This is a genomic window from Aureimonas glaciei (genome assembly GCF_014643375.1).
In the GTDB taxonomy this organism is placed as follows: Bacteria; Pseudomonadota; Alphaproteobacteria; order Rhizobiales; family Rhizobiaceae; genus Plantimonas; species Plantimonas glaciei.
Window position 1 is genome coordinate 41,629 of record NZ_BMJJ01000004.1, and the last position, 13,339, is coordinate 54,967.

The window sequence follows — 13,339 nt, forward strand, 5'->3', positions numbered from 1 at the left end:
GCGGGGGCGGCCGCCGACCGCCGTTCCGGTCCGGGGTATCGCCGCTCAGGCGGTCTTGGCGGCGCGCAGTTCGTCGATCTTGGCGCAGAGGTTCTTCAGGACGAAGTACTCCTCCGTCGCCGCCTCTCCCTCGTTGACGCGCTGCGTCCACTGCTCGAGCGGGATCTTGATGCCAAATTCCTTGTCGATGGCAAAGACGATGTCGAGAAAGTCGAGCGAGTCGATGCCCAGATCGTCGATCGTATGGCTTTCGGGCGTGATCTGGTCGCGATCGATCTCGCTGGTCTCGGCGATGATGTCCGCCACCTTGTCGAACGTTGATGACAAAGGCCTGTCCTCGTGTCTGGTGGCGATGCGGGACCGCCGTTTGATGTGCAGTGCGAATTCGCGAAGCTATAGGGGGTCGGCGCGCAAAAGCAAAGTTGGATGCGGGGACGCACGGATCGGCGGGCGAGGCGGGGTCGCCGACGGACCGTCCAACCCCGCATATAAAGAGATCGCGTCCCGGTCGGCATTCTGACGGGCGCCGGTGGAAAGGCCACCCGGCCCCGACCGCGCGCTTCAGAGGGGGAGCGTTCGCTCCCGCTCGAAGCGCACAAGGCGCCGCGAGACTCGCCGCGGCATGGCATTCATCTGGCGTGTCGGGCGCATGCCTGCGCCGACTGTCACGCATCCAAGGCATTGGCCATTAACCCGATCTTAACAAAGGCCAATTGGCGGGCCTTTTTGTGGCTTTGTCGCAACAGGACTGTGGCCAAGATGCTTCCGAACCGCTTCCGCGATTGCATCCGGCGGGCGAGTGGGAGATGTTCAAATTCGAAAGAATGAAGCTTTTGCTTGGCACTTTCGACACGAGGACGGGGCAGAGAAGGCTTGACCTTCACAACAAGGCCCAGCCCACTTTGTTAACTTGACTGGAGGTCAGGACATGAACATCAAGAGCATCCTGCTCGGATCCGCTGCGGCCCTCGTCGCCGTTTCCGGTGCCCGCGCTGCCGACGCCGTTGTGATGGTTGAGCCGGAGCCGGTCGAATACGTTCGCGTTTGCGACGTGTACGGCACGGGCTTCTTCTACATCCCCGGCACCGAGACCTGCCTGAAGATCGGCGGCTACGTCCGCATGCGCTTCGAGGCTGCCGACGAAGTTGAAGAGGGCGATTTCTTCGATGCCCAGAACCTCGACGGCGACGAAGACTACTCCTTCCAGACCCGCGTCCGCGCCCGTCTGAACTTCGACGTTCGCGAAGAGACCGAGCTCGGCACCCTGCGCGCCTATGCCCGCGTCCAGGCCACGAACCGCAGCACCGCCAACACCAATGGCTACGGCGTCGGCAACAGCCAGTACGAAATGGACCAGGGCTTCATCCAGCTGGGCGGCCTCACCATGGGCAAGCTCGACTCGCTCTGGGCCGAGCGTGACGGCCTCCTGACCGACAATGACTGGTCGGTCGGCGATATCAGCCAGAACCGCGTTTCCTACACCTACGCTGCCAACGGCTTCAGCGGCGCCCTGTCGCTCGAAGACGACGGCGACGGCGACTTCACGCCGGACGTGGTCGGCCAGCTCGCCTACGAAGGCGCCTGGGGTTCGGCCTACATCTCGGGTGTCTACGACGAAGACGCCTACAGCGGCTCCTTCTACACCACCGATGCCGGCCTGGCGTCGTTCTACTTCCTCGATGACTACAACATCAACGACGCTTCGGACGGCGCTTTCGCTCTGAAGGCCGGCGTCGAGCTCAAGGACCTGCTCGCTGCTGGTTCGATCTTCAAGGTCGAGGGTCACTATGCCTTCGATCCGACCGAATACGCCTCGCTCGAGCCAGGCGGCTACCTCGGCAACGCGAACCGTCTCGCGATCCCGAGCGAGTGGCAGGTTGGTGCCGCCTATCAGCAGACCTTCGGCAAGCTGACCGGCACCGTCTCCGGCGTCTACGGCGAGCTCTTCGACACCGACCTCTACCTCGACTCGCTGGACAGCGGCCTTCCGGCCGACGTGATCCTCGGCTTCGACGGTGGCGAGTACTGGGGCGTTGCCGCCAACGTCGGCTACCAGCTGACCTCGAACTTCGCCGTCAGCGGTGAAGTCTCGTACCGCGACATCGACAGCAGCGGCCTGGACGACACCGACCAGACCTCGGGCTACGTCGAGTTCATTCGCACGTTCTAATCCAATCATCTGATTGGACGATCGAGGGGCCCGGCGGCAACGCCGGGCCCCTTCTTGTTTGGGGCTGGGCGGGCCTGGTCGCTCGCGGGCGGAACCCTGTTCATGTCGGCCCATCTTTTCCCGCCCCCGGTCATCTGCCCGCAGGGACCCCTATCTGTGTGCAGGTTTCGTCCGTGCCGATGAAGCCGGAACCGCTGTGCTGATGGTAACGGCCTTACGCCGCGGGCCGAGGGAGACATCATGGACGCGAACGGCTGGCCACGATCCGGTCGCACGTCCTGGCGAGGCAGATTCGACAGCAGCAACCCGGCGCAACCCTGTTTGCCCCAGGGTCAATCTCCTTGGCTCTGCCGAGGCAGGGCTGCAGGCGGCGCGGACGCAAAGGCCAACCTTGAGGCCTCATGGCGGTCACGGTTTGGCGGTCGCCGAACCAGAATCCCCGTAAACTACTGTTTTGACGACATTTCAGAACAAGTGTTACCAATTCATGAAAAATATTGTGCCATTCTCGCCACAGGGTGTGCTCTGCGCGCATCAAATCCAAGCTTCAGGCATTTGAGCGATTGCGTATGACGGACCATTCCTCAATAGTCCCCCTCGAGAGAACGGGGCAGATGCTACGGTCTTTCAAAGCAGGGAAAGAGGCAGGAAGGTTTACCTTCGAAGTAATGCCCTCCCACCTTTTTAACTTGACTGGAGGTCAGGACATGAACATCAAGAGCATCCTGCTCGGAACCGCTGCGGCCCTCGTCGCAGTTTCCGGCGCCCGCGCTGCCGACGCCATCGTGATGGTCGAGCCGGAGCCGGTTGAATACGTTCGCGTTTGCGACGTTTACGGCACGGGCTTCTTCTACATCCCCGGCACCGAGACCTGCCTGAAGATCGGCGGCTACGTCCGCATGCGCCTGCAGGCCAACGACGCCATCGACGGCTTCGAGTACAGCAACGGCCGTAACCTCGACGGCAACGAAGACTACAGCTTCTCGACCCGCATCCGTACCCGCCTGAACTTCGACGTTCGCGAAGAGACCGAGCTCGGCACCCTGCGCGCCTATGCCCGCGTCCAGGCCACCAACAGCAGCACCGCACAGACCAATGGTTACGGCGTCGGCAACAGCCAGTACGAGATGGACCAGGCCTTCATCCAGCTGGGCGGCCTCACCATGGGCAAGCTCGACTCGCTCTGGGCCGAGCGCGACGGCCTCCTGACCGATGCTGACTGGTCGGTCGGCGACATCAGCCAGAACCGCATTTCCTACACCTATGCCGCCAACGGCCTGAGCGCCGCTCTGTCGCTCGAAGACGATGGCGATGGCGACTTCACGCCGGACGTCGTCGGCCAGCTCGCCTACGAAGGCGCCTGGGGTTCGGCCTACCTCTCGGGCATCTACGACGAAGACGCCTACAGCACGAACAACTATTCCGTCATCGTCGACGGCGTCGTCTACACGATCGACGACTACGATCTCGACAATGCTTCCGACGGCGCGTTCGCTCTGAAGGCCGGCGTTTCCCTGAAGGACATGATCGCTGCTGGTTCCGTCTTCAAGGTTGAAGGCCACTACGCCTTCGATGCGACGGAATACGCCTCGCTCGCACCTGGCGGCTACCTCGGCGACACGAACCTCGGCATCCCGTCCGAGTACCAGATCGGCGCCGCCTATCAGCAGAGCTTCGGCAAGCTGACGGCGATCCTGTCGGGCATCTACGGCCAGACCTTCGACTTCAACGTCGGTGGCGTTCAGATCGATGGTGCCGATTACTTCGGCGTCGCCGGCAACGTCGGCTACCAGCTGACCTCGAACTTCTCCGTCCTCGGCGAAGTGTCCTACCGCAGCCTCGACGTTCCGGCCGCCGTTGGCGACCTGGACCAGACCCGCGGCTTCATCGAGTTCAAGCGCTCGTTCTAATCGGATCATCTGATCCACTGATGGGAGGCCCGGCGGCAACGCCGGGCCTTTCTTCGTTCGGCGGCCGGCCCGGCGCGCGGCCGTTGCCGGGCGACGGCGCGGGCCGGGGTGGCCGAGCTCGCAGGGATGTCGAGTCGCCCTTCGCCCTCCCTCTCCGCAGCGGCAAGGTTTCGGTCGTGTTGCGCCGGAGCGGCTCAGGTCCTATGGAAAACCTCGATCCCCCGATGGCCAGCCCTGGACAGCGACCCGAACCGATGATTCGAGAGCATCAGCCGACAATCGCCTTGGGCGCGCATTTCCCGTCGTTCGCCGTGGCGCCGATGATCGACTGGACGGACAGGCATTGTCGGTTCTTCCATCGGCAGCTGACGGGCCGGGCGCTGCTCTACACCGAGATGGTCGTGGCCGACGCGGTGATTCACGGCGATCGCGAGCGTCTGCTCGGCTTCGATGCCGCGGAGCATCCCGTCGCGCTCCAGCTCGGCGGCTCGGATCCGGAAAAACTGTCTCGCGCCACGGCGCTGGCCGCGTCCTTCGGCTATGACGAGATCAATCTCAATGTCGGCTGCCCTTCCGATCGCGTGCAGTCCGGGGCCTTCGGCGCCTGCCTGATGCGCCAGCCCGGTCTCGTCGGCGAATGCCTGCAGGCGATGCGCGAGGCGTCGGCCGTGTCGGTGACGGTGAAATGTCGCCTCGGCGTCGACGATCAGGACCCCGAAACGGCGCTCGACGCCCTAGCCGATGCGGCCGTCGAAGCCGGCGTCTCGGGCATTTGGGTGCATGCGCGCAAGGCCTGGCTCCAGGGGCTGAGCCCGAAGGAAAACCGCGACATCCCGCCGCTCGACTACGGCCGCGTGCACCGGCTGAAGGCGCGCCTGCCGACCCTGTTCGTCGGCCTGAACGGCGGGCTGCGGACGGTCGAGGAAGCCGCGGAACAGCTGGCCTTCGTCGACGGCGTGATGATGGGACGGGGAGCCTACCAGACGCCGGACCAGCTCGCCGCGGTGGATCGGCTCTTCTATGGCGCCGAGGCGTCCGCGCTGGATTACCCCCGAATCGTCGCGACCATGGCCGACTATGCCGGCCGTCACATCGCCGCCGGCGGCCGCCTTGTGCATGTCACCCGCCACATGACCGGGCTGTTTACCGGGCTGCCCGGCGCGCGGCGCTGGCGCCAGACCCTGTCGGACGCCGGCAGCCGGCGCGATGCCGGGCCGGAGCTGTTCTTCGAAGCGCTGGCGCATGTCGATCTGGCGGCGACGCCGCGGCAGGCTGCCTGAACGTTCGGCCTCCCGCGAGTCCTCAGTCGGTCAGGACCAGACGCTCGCCGCGGAACTCGAAGGACGACAGCGTTCCCAGAAAGCTCATGCCGAGCAGGCTGAGGCCGTCATCGTCGCGGTCCATCACCACGGCCTGGACATTGGCGCGCTCGATGTCGCCGATCCGGACGGTCCCGAGGGTCAAGGGCGCGGCGCGGGCGGTGCCATTGGCCGTCATCACCCTGCCGCTGTAGTCGAGGCCGGCGATGTCGACGCCGATGGCGGCCGCGGCCCGGCGGTCGAGCGCGACGACGCTGGCGCCGGTGTCGACGAGAAACTCGACCGTGCGCCCGTCGACTTCTGCCGAGACGTGAAAATGGTCGTCATCGGCGCGCATGACCATGAACTGGTTTCCATCGCCGCCGGCGACCGCGATGACATGGCCGGGCAGGAGCTCGGCCATGATCCGGTCGCCGACCTCCCGCAACTCGCCGCGATAGCCGTAAAGTCCGATCAGGACGACGAAGCCGAGGGCGTAGATCGCGATGCCCTTCAAGGCGCCGGTCAGATTGCCGCGAAACACGAAGAAGACGCTGGAGGCGAGAACGAGTCCCCAGACCGACATGTAGGCCGCATCGGCAAACTGCCCCTCTGGCAGGCCGCCGACCATGCCGTCGTCGTTGAGGACGAGAACGGCGAGGACGACGCCGATGATGGCGAGGAGGAGAATCAGCAGGCGGCTATCGCGCACCGGATCAGGCCTTGGCCGCAAGAGCGATCGGCCGCGGCGTCGCGGGTTCGCCCAGCGCCGCGATTCGTGCCGGCAGAAGCGCCATGATGTCCCGGCGCTGTTGCGGGGAATAGGCGATCCAGCCACCGATCTCCTCGCCGCTGCGCCCGCAGCCGCGGCAATGACCGCTGCGGGGCTCGATGACGCAGATCTTGGTGCAGGGGGACTCGATCGACATGGGGCTCCGGTTGGCGGGGGCGCGTTCTGGGGGCGTGCCGCATGTAAGGATCATCCGGCCCGGGGCAAGGGCAGGGGGCTGCGTCAGGACATGTCCTGGAACGCCGGCATCACTTCCAGCACGCGGGCATGCGGGAAGATGGCGATGGTCTCGGTGCCTTCGCGCAGGCGCGACTTCAGCACGAACTCGCCGTCGTGCATGTGGACGAGCGCCTGGACGATCGGCAGGCCGAGCCCGGTTCCCTGCTCGGCGCTCTTGATGGCGATCGAGCCCTGGCCGAAGGACGAGAGCACGATCGGGATCTCCTCCTCGGGGATGCCGGGGCCGGTATCGCGGATCGAGACATACTGCCCGCCGCCCGCCGTCCAGCCGACGCGAATGGTAATCGTGCCGCCGCGGGGCGTGAACTTCACCGCATTGGACAGGAGGTTCAGGATGATCTGGCGGATCGAGCGTTCGTCGGCCCAGAGCTGCGGCAGGTTCGGCTCGAACTGAATCTGCAGCGCAATCCCCTTGGCCTCGGTCTTCAGCTGCACATAGGCCAGACAGTCGCGGGCGATCCGCGACAGGTCGACCGCCTCCTCGTCGAGCGCGTAGCGCCCGGCCTCGACGCGCGAGAGGTCGAGGATCTCGTTGATCAGGTCGAGCAGGTGCTGGCCGGAAGCGTTGATGTCCTCGACATAGTCCTTGTAGGTCGAATTGCCGATGGGGCCGAGGATCTCCTTGGCGATCACCTCGGAGAAGCCGAGAATGGCGTTAAGCGGCGTGCGCAGCTCGTGGCTCATGGTCGCGAGGAATCGCGACTTCGCCAAGTTGGCTTCCTCGGCCCGCCGCCGTGCCTCGTCGGAAATGATGCGCGCCGTGTCGAGCTCGGCGATCAGCTCGTCCTTTTCCGCCTGATGCCGCATCCGTTCGACACTGATGCGCCGGAGATGCTCGGCGACCACGGTGAAGAAGGGGACGGCGCCGATGACGACGGCGCGCATGACGATCGAGATCGGCTCGGCGCCGTCCGACATCCGGAAGGCGAGGACGGCCATCAGCGGCACGAACGCGGCGATGACGCCGCCGCGCAGCGTCGAGGACACCATGGCGGTCAACGCCACGGCGATCAGCAGCACGACCAGCTGGAAGATTTCGAAGCGCAGCGGCCCGCAGTTCTGGCAGTCCACGGCGGCGAAATAGGCCCAGCCTGTGCCGGCGACGAGATGGCCGAACAGAAAGCGTCGGCTCCAGACCGCGACGTCGACTGGCCGATCGCCCAGTGCGCGGAACTGATGGGTGATCAGGTAGAGAACGAAATAGCCGACCACGGCGATCGCCGCCCACACGGCCGCGACGTTCAAGCCGATGAAGCTCATGAGGCCGAAGCCGATCAGGAGGATCGGCAGGGGCATCACGACGACGAAGGACTTCAGCGCCTGGGCATGCTGCAGCAGAATTTCGCGGTCGAATCGCGGCTCGACGCCATGGCTGGACGTCAGCCGCCCGCGCGCCAGCCGCAGCGTGCGCGTCAGGTCCGCATTGCGCGGGACCCTGCGGCGCTCGACAATGTTCTTGTCGTAACTGGGGGGGGCTGCGACGGACATGATGGGGGAGGGAGGCTTCCACGGACTGGCTTCGACCGGCCCATCATCTTTCCGAAAGCTTAAAAAAATGCCTTAAGCAATCACGAAAATACGCTGCATTGGAGCAGTGAACGCTTGTGAAAATCAGCCACAGGGGAAGACCATGAAGCTCTTCGACGGGGGCCTGGCGCCCAATCCACGCCGCGTGCGCATCTTCTTGGCCGAAAAGGGCATTGCCGTGCCGTTGCACCCGGTCGACATGGGCGCGATGGAGCATCGCGGCGACGCCGTTACCGCCCGCAATCCCCTGCAGCGCCTGCCGGTTCTGGAGCTCGACGACGGCACGATCCTCACTGAATCGGTGGCTATCTCTCGATATTTCGAGGAGCTGCATCCCGACCCGCCGCTGTTCGGCATCGGGGCCCTCGGGCGGGCGCGGGTGGAGGAGTGGAACCGGCGGCTCGAACTCCAGCTCCTCGCCAGCGTCGCCGCCGCCTTTCGCCACCTGCATCCTGCCATGCGCGAATGGGAAGTGCCGCAGATCGCCGACTGGGGCGAGGCGAACAAGCCGCGGGCCCAGGCTTTTCTGCGCCTTCTCGACGCGCATCTGGCCGAGAATCGCTTCGTCGCCGGCGAGGCGCTGTCGATCGCCGATATCACCGGCCTCGTCGCCATCGATTTCATGAAGCCGGCGCGGATCGTCCTGCCGGACGGGCTCGACCACGTCCGCCGCTGGCACGCCGAGATGGCGGCTCGGCCGAGCGCCCGCGCCTAAGCCCGTCGCTCCGAGGCTCGCTCCGGCGTGCAGACGGGCCTGACGCCGCGGGATGACCTGCTATAAGGGCGTCGGACACGGCACAGAAGGCAGCATCATGGACCGGCTCGACAAGAAGATTCTGCGGCTCCTGCAGGAAGACGCGACGCTCGCCGTGGCCGAGATCGCCAAGCGCGTCGGCCTGTCGACGACGCCGTGCTGGCGGCGCATCCAGAAGCTCGAGGAAGAGGGCGTCATCCGCCGCAGGGTTGCCGTCGTCGATCCGGCGAAGGTCAATCTGCGCGTCACCGTCTTCGTCTCGATCCGCACCAATTCGCATTCGAACGAATGGCTGAAGCGGTTTTCCGAAGTCGTCGGCGATTTTCCCGAAGTGGTCGAGTTCTACCGCATGAGCGGCGACGTCGACTATCTCCTGCGCGTCGTGGTGCCCGACATCGCTGCCTACGACGCCTTCTACAAGCGGCTGATCGCCCGCATCGAAATCCGCGACGTGTCGTCGTCCTTCGCCATGGAGCAGATCAAGTACACGACGGAAATGCCGCTGGACTACATCCAGTTGGAGAAGGAGCCGAAGGAGGTGTGAGCGGGCGCTAACGCGCCTCGCCGTTGCATGGGATTCGGCTCGATCCGCGGGGAAGGTTGTCCGAGGGAGTCCCAACGCCCTGTCCGACTTGGGGCACAGCCTCTCAGCTTCGTCATCCCGGCCTTGAGCCGGGATCCATTCCGAAGCCGTGTCACGGTCAATTCGGGTCAGAAGTGGCCCTGTCCCTGACTTGTCCAGCGATTTGGATTGGATCCCGGGTCAAGCCCGGGATGACGACCGTCGGGGGAGTGAGGGGCGGAATTTCTGAATCCCCCGAATCCCTTGAGGCTGACAGTTCGCACAGCGAATCATCTTCCTCACGTGGTGATTCAAGCACCTGCCCCAGTGCGCAAACACCCTCGCGCCGCGTCAGCGGTTGAGGCGCGCCAGGAGCGAGGACGTGTCCCAGCGCTTGCCGCCCATGCCCTCGACCTCGGCGTAGAACTGGTCGATCAGCGCCGTGGCCGGCAGCGCCGCGCCGTTGCGGCGGGCTTCGGCGAGGCAGATGCCGAGATCCTTGCGCATCCACTCGACGGCGAAGCCGAACTCGTACTGGCCTGCCGCCATCGTCTTGTGGCGGTTCTCCATCTGCCAGGAGCCGGCGGCCCCCTTGGAGATGACGTCGACGACCTTGGCGATGTCGAGGCCCGCCTTCTGGCCGAAGCCGATCGCTTCCGACAGGCCCTGGACGAGGCCGGCGATGCAGATCTGGTTCATCATCTTGGTGAGCTGGCCGGCGCCGGCGGGACCCATCAGCCCGACCATCTTGGCATAGGCCGAGATGATCGGCTGCGCCGCGTCGAAATCGGCCTGGTCACCGCCGACCATGACGGTCAGCGCGCCGTTCTCGGCACCGGCCTGGCCGCCGGAGACGGGCGCGTCGAGGAATTTCAGACCCTTTTCGCGGGCGGCGGCGTCGAGCTCGCGGGCGAGTTCGGCCGAGGCGGTGGTGTTGTCGATCAACGTCGCGCCGGACTTCATGCCGGCCATGGCGCCGTCGTCGCCGAGGAGGACCTGGCGCACGTCGTCGTCATTGCCAACGCAGGAGAAGACGAAGTCGGCGCCCGTCGCCGCTTCGCACGGAGTCCTCGCCGCCGTGCCGCCGAACTCGGCCGCCCATTTCTCGGCCTTGGCGTGGGTGCGGTTGAAGACGGCGACGTCGTGGCCGCCCTTGTTCCTGAGATGCCCGGCCATGGGATAGCCCATGACGCCCAATCCGATGAATGCGACCTTCGCCATGCCCGTCTCCCTGTTTCGGGCGCTTTTCGCGCCCCTTAGCAGTCAGGGGTTAGACGAAGGAGGCCCTCGGTCAAAGCAAAAAATCCTGGGGGCATCGGGCGAGACGGCGCTTCGATCGGCGGCCGGAAGTTCCCGGCCGCCCCCTCTATCGCTTCAGATGCCGGATCAGGCGCTTCTCCGCGACGGCGGTGAGATTGCGCAGGACCTCGACGATGGCAAGGTAGAACATCGCCGCCCAGATATAGGTCTGGAAGTCGAAGGTGCGGGAGTAGGCGCGGCGCGTCTCGCCGAAGAGATCATAGACGGTGATGATGGCGACGATGGCCGAGGCCTTGATCATCAGGATGATCTCGTTGGCATAGGGCCGGAGCGCCACGATCATCGCCTGCGGCAGGATGATCTTCCAGAAGATGACGAGGCGCGACAGGCCGAGCGAGCGGGCGCCCTCCCACTGGCCGCGGCCGACGCTCTCGATCGCGCCGCGCAGGATTTCCGCCTGATAGGCCGCGGTGTTGAGGGACAGGGCGAAGATGGCGCAGTACCAGGCCTCGCGGAAGAACCACCAGAGACCGATGCTCTCGAACGCGCCGCGGAACTGGCCGAAACCATAGTAGACGAGAAAAATCTGCGCGATCAGCGGGGTGCCGCGGAAGAAGTAGACGAAGACGAAGGACAGGCCGCGGGCGATGCGGTTTTGCGATCGCCGGCCGAGCGCGACGGGAATCGAGATCAGCGCGCCGACGACGAAGGAGATGAGGACGAGCGAGATCGTCGTCCACAGGCCCTTGAGATACAGCGGTCCGTAGCGGGCGATCAGCTCGGGATTGTAGGCCGAGACCAGATAATAGACGAGGCCGACGCCGGTGAGCAGCCAGAAGCCGAGCGTGATCAGGCCGGCCTTGCCATAGGGGCGGCGGACGACGGGAGGCGCTGCCTCGCTCAACGCATCACGCCGCTGCGCCGCGTCCAGGTGTCGATCCGGCCGATGACGATCGAGGACAGCATGGTCAGCACCAGGAAGATTGCGCAGGCGACGCCGAAGAACAGGAAGGGCTCGCGCGTGACGCGCGAGGCGATGCCGGACTGGCGGAGCGTATCGGCGAGGCCGACGACGGAGACGAGCGCGGTATCCTTCAACAGGTTCATCCAGAGATTGGCGAGGCCCGGCAGCGCGATCTTGATCAACTGCGGGATGAGGATGAGCAGCATGATCCGCCACCGCGACAGGCCGAGCGCCATGGCGCCTTCGGTCTGGCCCTTGGGAATGGCGCGGAACGCCGCCAGGAACACCTCGCTGGCGAAGGCCGAGAAGACGAGGCCGAGCGCGATCATGCCGGCGATGAAGGAGGAGACGGTGAGCTCCGGCAGGCCGACGGCGCCGGTCAGCGCGTTGATCGCGCTCTGGCCGCCGAAATAGACCAGGAACAGCGTCAGGAGTTCGGGCAGGCCGCGGAAAATGGTGGTGTAGATGTCGGCGGAAAGGCGCAGCGCCTTGTCCTCCGACTGCTTGGCGAGCGCCAGGAGAAAGCCGGAGGCAAGGCCCAGCGGCAGGGTTGCCAAGGCCAGCGAGACCGTCACGAGCACGCCGGCGAGAATGTCGTCGCCCCAGCCGTTCGGCCCGAAGCCGATCAGGGCCCAGTTACTCTCCATGCACGCCCCGCAGTGTCATGTCTTCGATCTGTCCATCCGGATGGCCCGGGCCGGCGCCCGAGGACCGGCAGCTTGCGGGAGTGGCGACCGGCCGAAGGCCGAAGCGAAGGGCGCGGCGGTCAGGCCGCCGCGCCGTCGGTCTTACTCGGCGCCGTAGACGTCGAACTTGAAGTACTTGTCCTGGATGGTCTTGTAGGTGCCGTCCTTGCGGATGGCGACGATCGCGTCGTTGAACATTTTCTTCAGCTTCTCGTCGCCCTTGCGCAGGCCGATGCCGGCGCCGACGCCGTAGATCTTCGGGTCGGCGGGCAGGGTGCCGAGAACCTTGCAGCAGGCGCCATCCGGGCTGTCGATCCACTGCGACAGGACGACGACGTCGTCCATCACGCCGTCGAGGCGGCCGTTGCCGATGTCGAGCTTGTACTCTTCGGAGGTCGGGTAGACCTTGATCTCGCTGTCGGGGAAGAGGATTTCGGCCGCCTGCGAATGGGTGGTCGAGCCCTGCGCGCCGATGGTCTTGCCGGCGAGGGCTTCAGCGGTCGTCTCGGTGATCGGGCTGTCCTTGGGGACGGCGATCGCCGGCGGCGTGTTGTAGTATTTGTTGGTGAAGTCGATCTGCTGCTGGCGCTCGGGCGTGATCGACATCGAGGCGATGATGGCGTCGAACTTGTTGTTCTGCAGCGCCGGAATCATGCCGTCCCAGTCCTGCGCCACGAAGGTGCAGGTGACCTTCATGTTGTCGCAGAGGGCCTTGGCGATATCGATGTCGAAGCCGGTGAGCTCGCCGCCGGCGGTCAGAAAGTTGAAGGGCGGGTAGGCGCCCTCGGTGCCGATCTTGATCGTCGACCAGTCCTTGGCGGAATCGTCGGCGCGGGCGGGGGCGAAGCTGCTCGCCATCGCGAGGGCCGCCACGGCAAGGGTGAGGCTACGGGCAAAACGCATGAAGTTCTCCGGAAGATCGAGGTGCAGGCGAACCCTGAGCCTTTGCAATGGGCATGCCTGTAATCCGGGCGATACTCCCACTGTTTTTGCGCGAAGTGCAACAGCCGAGATCACGCCTGCCGAGTTTTCACCGCGTTTGCACGAAGGTCCGGCCAGCCGCAAGACGGCCGGGCGTGTGGACGCTGCAGAAGGGATACGGCCAGGGCGTCCGCGGCGTCGGGAAAGTCGGCGGACGGGAAACCGACGGCTTCGCGGAAGCCCTCGGATCGGGCCGG

13 protein-coding genes are annotated in these 13,339 nt (G+C 65.3%); 5 read left to right on the top strand and 8 right to left on the bottom strand.

The genetic code is table 11. The features are described 5' to 3' along the window. Positions 1-45 precede the first annotated feature (45 nt). On the bottom strand, positions 46-327 hold the full coding sequence (locus IEX88_RS09525) for an acyl carrier protein (RefSeq protein WP_188850385.1): 282 nt from the start codon (positions 325-327) through the stop codon (positions 46-48). A 601-nt stretch (positions 328-928) separates the two neighbouring features. On the opposite strand from IEX88_RS09525, the gene IEX88_RS09530 reads away from it, so the two are divergent. From IEX88_RS09530 to dusA, 3 genes are all read left to right on the top strand, one after another. Beyond that, on the top strand, positions 929-2,170 hold the full coding sequence (locus IEX88_RS09530) for a porin (RefSeq protein ID WP_188850386.1): 1,242 nt from the start codon (positions 929-931) through the stop codon (positions 2,168-2,170). A gap of 707 nt (positions 2,171-2,877) precedes the next feature. Then, positions 2,878-4,080: a porin gene (locus IEX88_RS09535; protein WP_188850387.1), complete on the top strand. Its 1,203-nt coding sequence runs from the start codon at positions 2,878-2,880 to the stop codon at positions 4,078-4,080. Between the two features lie 254 nt (positions 4,081-4,334). After that, positions 4,335-5,360 carry a tRNA dihydrouridine(20/20a) synthase DusA gene (gene dusA / locus IEX88_RS09540; RefSeq protein ID WP_188850388.1) on the top strand — a complete coding sequence of 342 codons (1,026 nt, stop codon included), beginning with the start codon at positions 4,335-4,337 and terminating at the stop codon, positions 5,358-5,360. 22 nt (positions 5,361-5,382) lie between these two features. On the opposite strand, the gene IEX88_RS09545 is transcribed toward dusA, so the two are convergent. From IEX88_RS09545 to IEX88_RS09555, 3 genes are all read right to left on the bottom strand, one after another. After that, positions 5,383-6,090 (bottom strand): retropepsin-like aspartic protease family protein, encoded by a 708-nt coding sequence (locus tag IEX88_RS09545; protein WP_188850389.1) that lies wholly within the window; start codon positions 6,088-6,090, stop codon positions 5,383-5,385. A gap of 4 nt (positions 6,091-6,094) precedes the next feature. Then, complete coding sequence (locus tag IEX88_RS09550; RefSeq protein WP_188850390.1) at positions 6,095-6,307, bottom strand: DUF1289 domain-containing protein; 213 nt, start codon at positions 6,305-6,307, stop codon at positions 6,095-6,097. Between the two features lie 83 nt (positions 6,308-6,390). Further along, entirely contained in the window at positions 6,391-7,896 is a 1,506-nt protein-coding gene (locus IEX88_RS09555; protein ID WP_188850391.1) for a sensor histidine kinase, read from the bottom strand. Between the two features lie 142 nt (positions 7,897-8,038). Between IEX88_RS09555 and IEX88_RS09560 the strand changes: the two genes are divergently transcribed. Both IEX88_RS09560 and IEX88_RS09565 read left to right on the top strand, forming a co-directional pair. Beyond that, positions 8,039-8,650: a glutathione S-transferase family protein gene (locus IEX88_RS09560; protein WP_188850392.1), complete on the top strand. Its 612-nt coding sequence runs from the start codon at positions 8,039-8,041 to the stop codon at positions 8,648-8,650. Between the two features lie 97 nt (positions 8,651-8,747). Beyond that, positions 8,748-9,233, top strand: a complete 486-nt coding sequence (locus IEX88_RS09565) for an Lrp/AsnC family transcriptional regulator (protein WP_188850759.1) — start codon at positions 8,748-8,750, stop codon at positions 9,231-9,233. A 369-nt stretch (positions 9,234-9,602) separates the two neighbouring features. On the opposite strand, the gene IEX88_RS09570 is transcribed toward IEX88_RS09565, so the two are convergent. The 4 genes from IEX88_RS09570 to IEX88_RS09585 all read right to left on the bottom strand — a co-directional run bounded on the left by IEX88_RS09570 (position 9,603) and on the right by IEX88_RS09585 (position 13,064). Then, positions 9,603-10,472, bottom strand: a complete 870-nt coding sequence (locus tag IEX88_RS09570) for an NAD(P)-dependent oxidoreductase (RefSeq protein WP_188850393.1) — start codon at positions 10,470-10,472, stop codon at positions 9,603-9,605. Positions 10,473-10,617: 145 nt separating this feature from the next. After that, the gene (locus IEX88_RS09575; RefSeq protein ID WP_373289566.1) at positions 10,618-11,415 is read right to left on the bottom strand and encodes an ABC transporter permease; all 798 of its coding nucleotides are present in this window, start codon (positions 11,413-11,415) and stop codon (positions 10,618-10,620) included. Further along, entirely contained in the window at positions 11,412-12,122 is a 711-nt protein-coding gene (locus IEX88_RS09580) for an ABC transporter permease (RefSeq protein WP_188850394.1), read from the bottom strand. Before IEX88_RS09580 ends, IEX88_RS09575 begins: the two co-directional genes overlap by 4 nt. Before the next feature lie 141 nt (positions 12,123-12,263). Further along, the gene (locus IEX88_RS09585) at positions 12,264-13,064 is read right to left on the bottom strand and encodes an ABC transporter substrate-binding protein (RefSeq protein WP_188850395.1); all 801 of its coding nucleotides are present in this window, start codon (positions 13,062-13,064) and stop codon (positions 12,264-12,266) included. Positions 13,065-13,339: the final 275 nt, after the last annotated feature.

Excerpts from the sequence above, each read along its gene's own strand:
- dusA (WP_188850388.1), top strand. The coding sequence starts at position 4,335 with ATGATTCGAGAGCATCAGCCGACAATCGCCTTGGGCGCGCATTTCCCG.
- IEX88_RS09580 (WP_188850394.1), bottom strand. The coding sequence starts at position 12,122 with ATGGAGAGTAACTGGGCCCTGATCGGCTTCGGGCCGAACGGCTGGGGC.
- IEX88_RS09565 (WP_188850759.1), top strand. The coding sequence starts at position 8,748 with ATGGACCGGCTCGACAAGAAGATTCTGCGGCTCCTGCAGGAAGACGCG.
- IEX88_RS09570 (WP_188850393.1), bottom strand. The coding sequence starts at position 10,472 with ATGGCGAAGGTCGCATTCATCGGATTGGGCGTCATGGGCTATCCCATG.
- IEX88_RS09585 (WP_188850395.1), bottom strand. The coding sequence starts at position 13,064 with ATGCGTTTTGCCCGTAGCCTCACCCTTGCCGTGGCGGCCCTCGCGATG.
- IEX88_RS09560 (WP_188850392.1), top strand. The coding sequence starts at position 8,039 with ATGAAGCTCTTCGACGGGGGCCTGGCGCCCAATCCACGCCGCGTGCGC.
- IEX88_RS09530 (WP_188850386.1), top strand. The coding sequence starts at position 929 with ATGAACATCAAGAGCATCCTGCTCGGATCCGCTGCGGCCCTCGTCGCC.
- IEX88_RS09555 (WP_188850391.1), bottom strand. The coding sequence starts at position 7,896 with ATGTCCGTCGCAGCCCCCCCCAGTTACGACAAGAACATTGTCGAGCGC.
- IEX88_RS09535 (WP_188850387.1), top strand. The coding sequence starts at position 2,878 with ATGAACATCAAGAGCATCCTGCTCGGAACCGCTGCGGCCCTCGTCGCA.
- IEX88_RS09550 (WP_188850390.1), bottom strand. The coding sequence starts at position 6,307 with ATGTCGATCGAGTCCCCCTGCACCAAGATCTGCGTCATCGAGCCCCGC.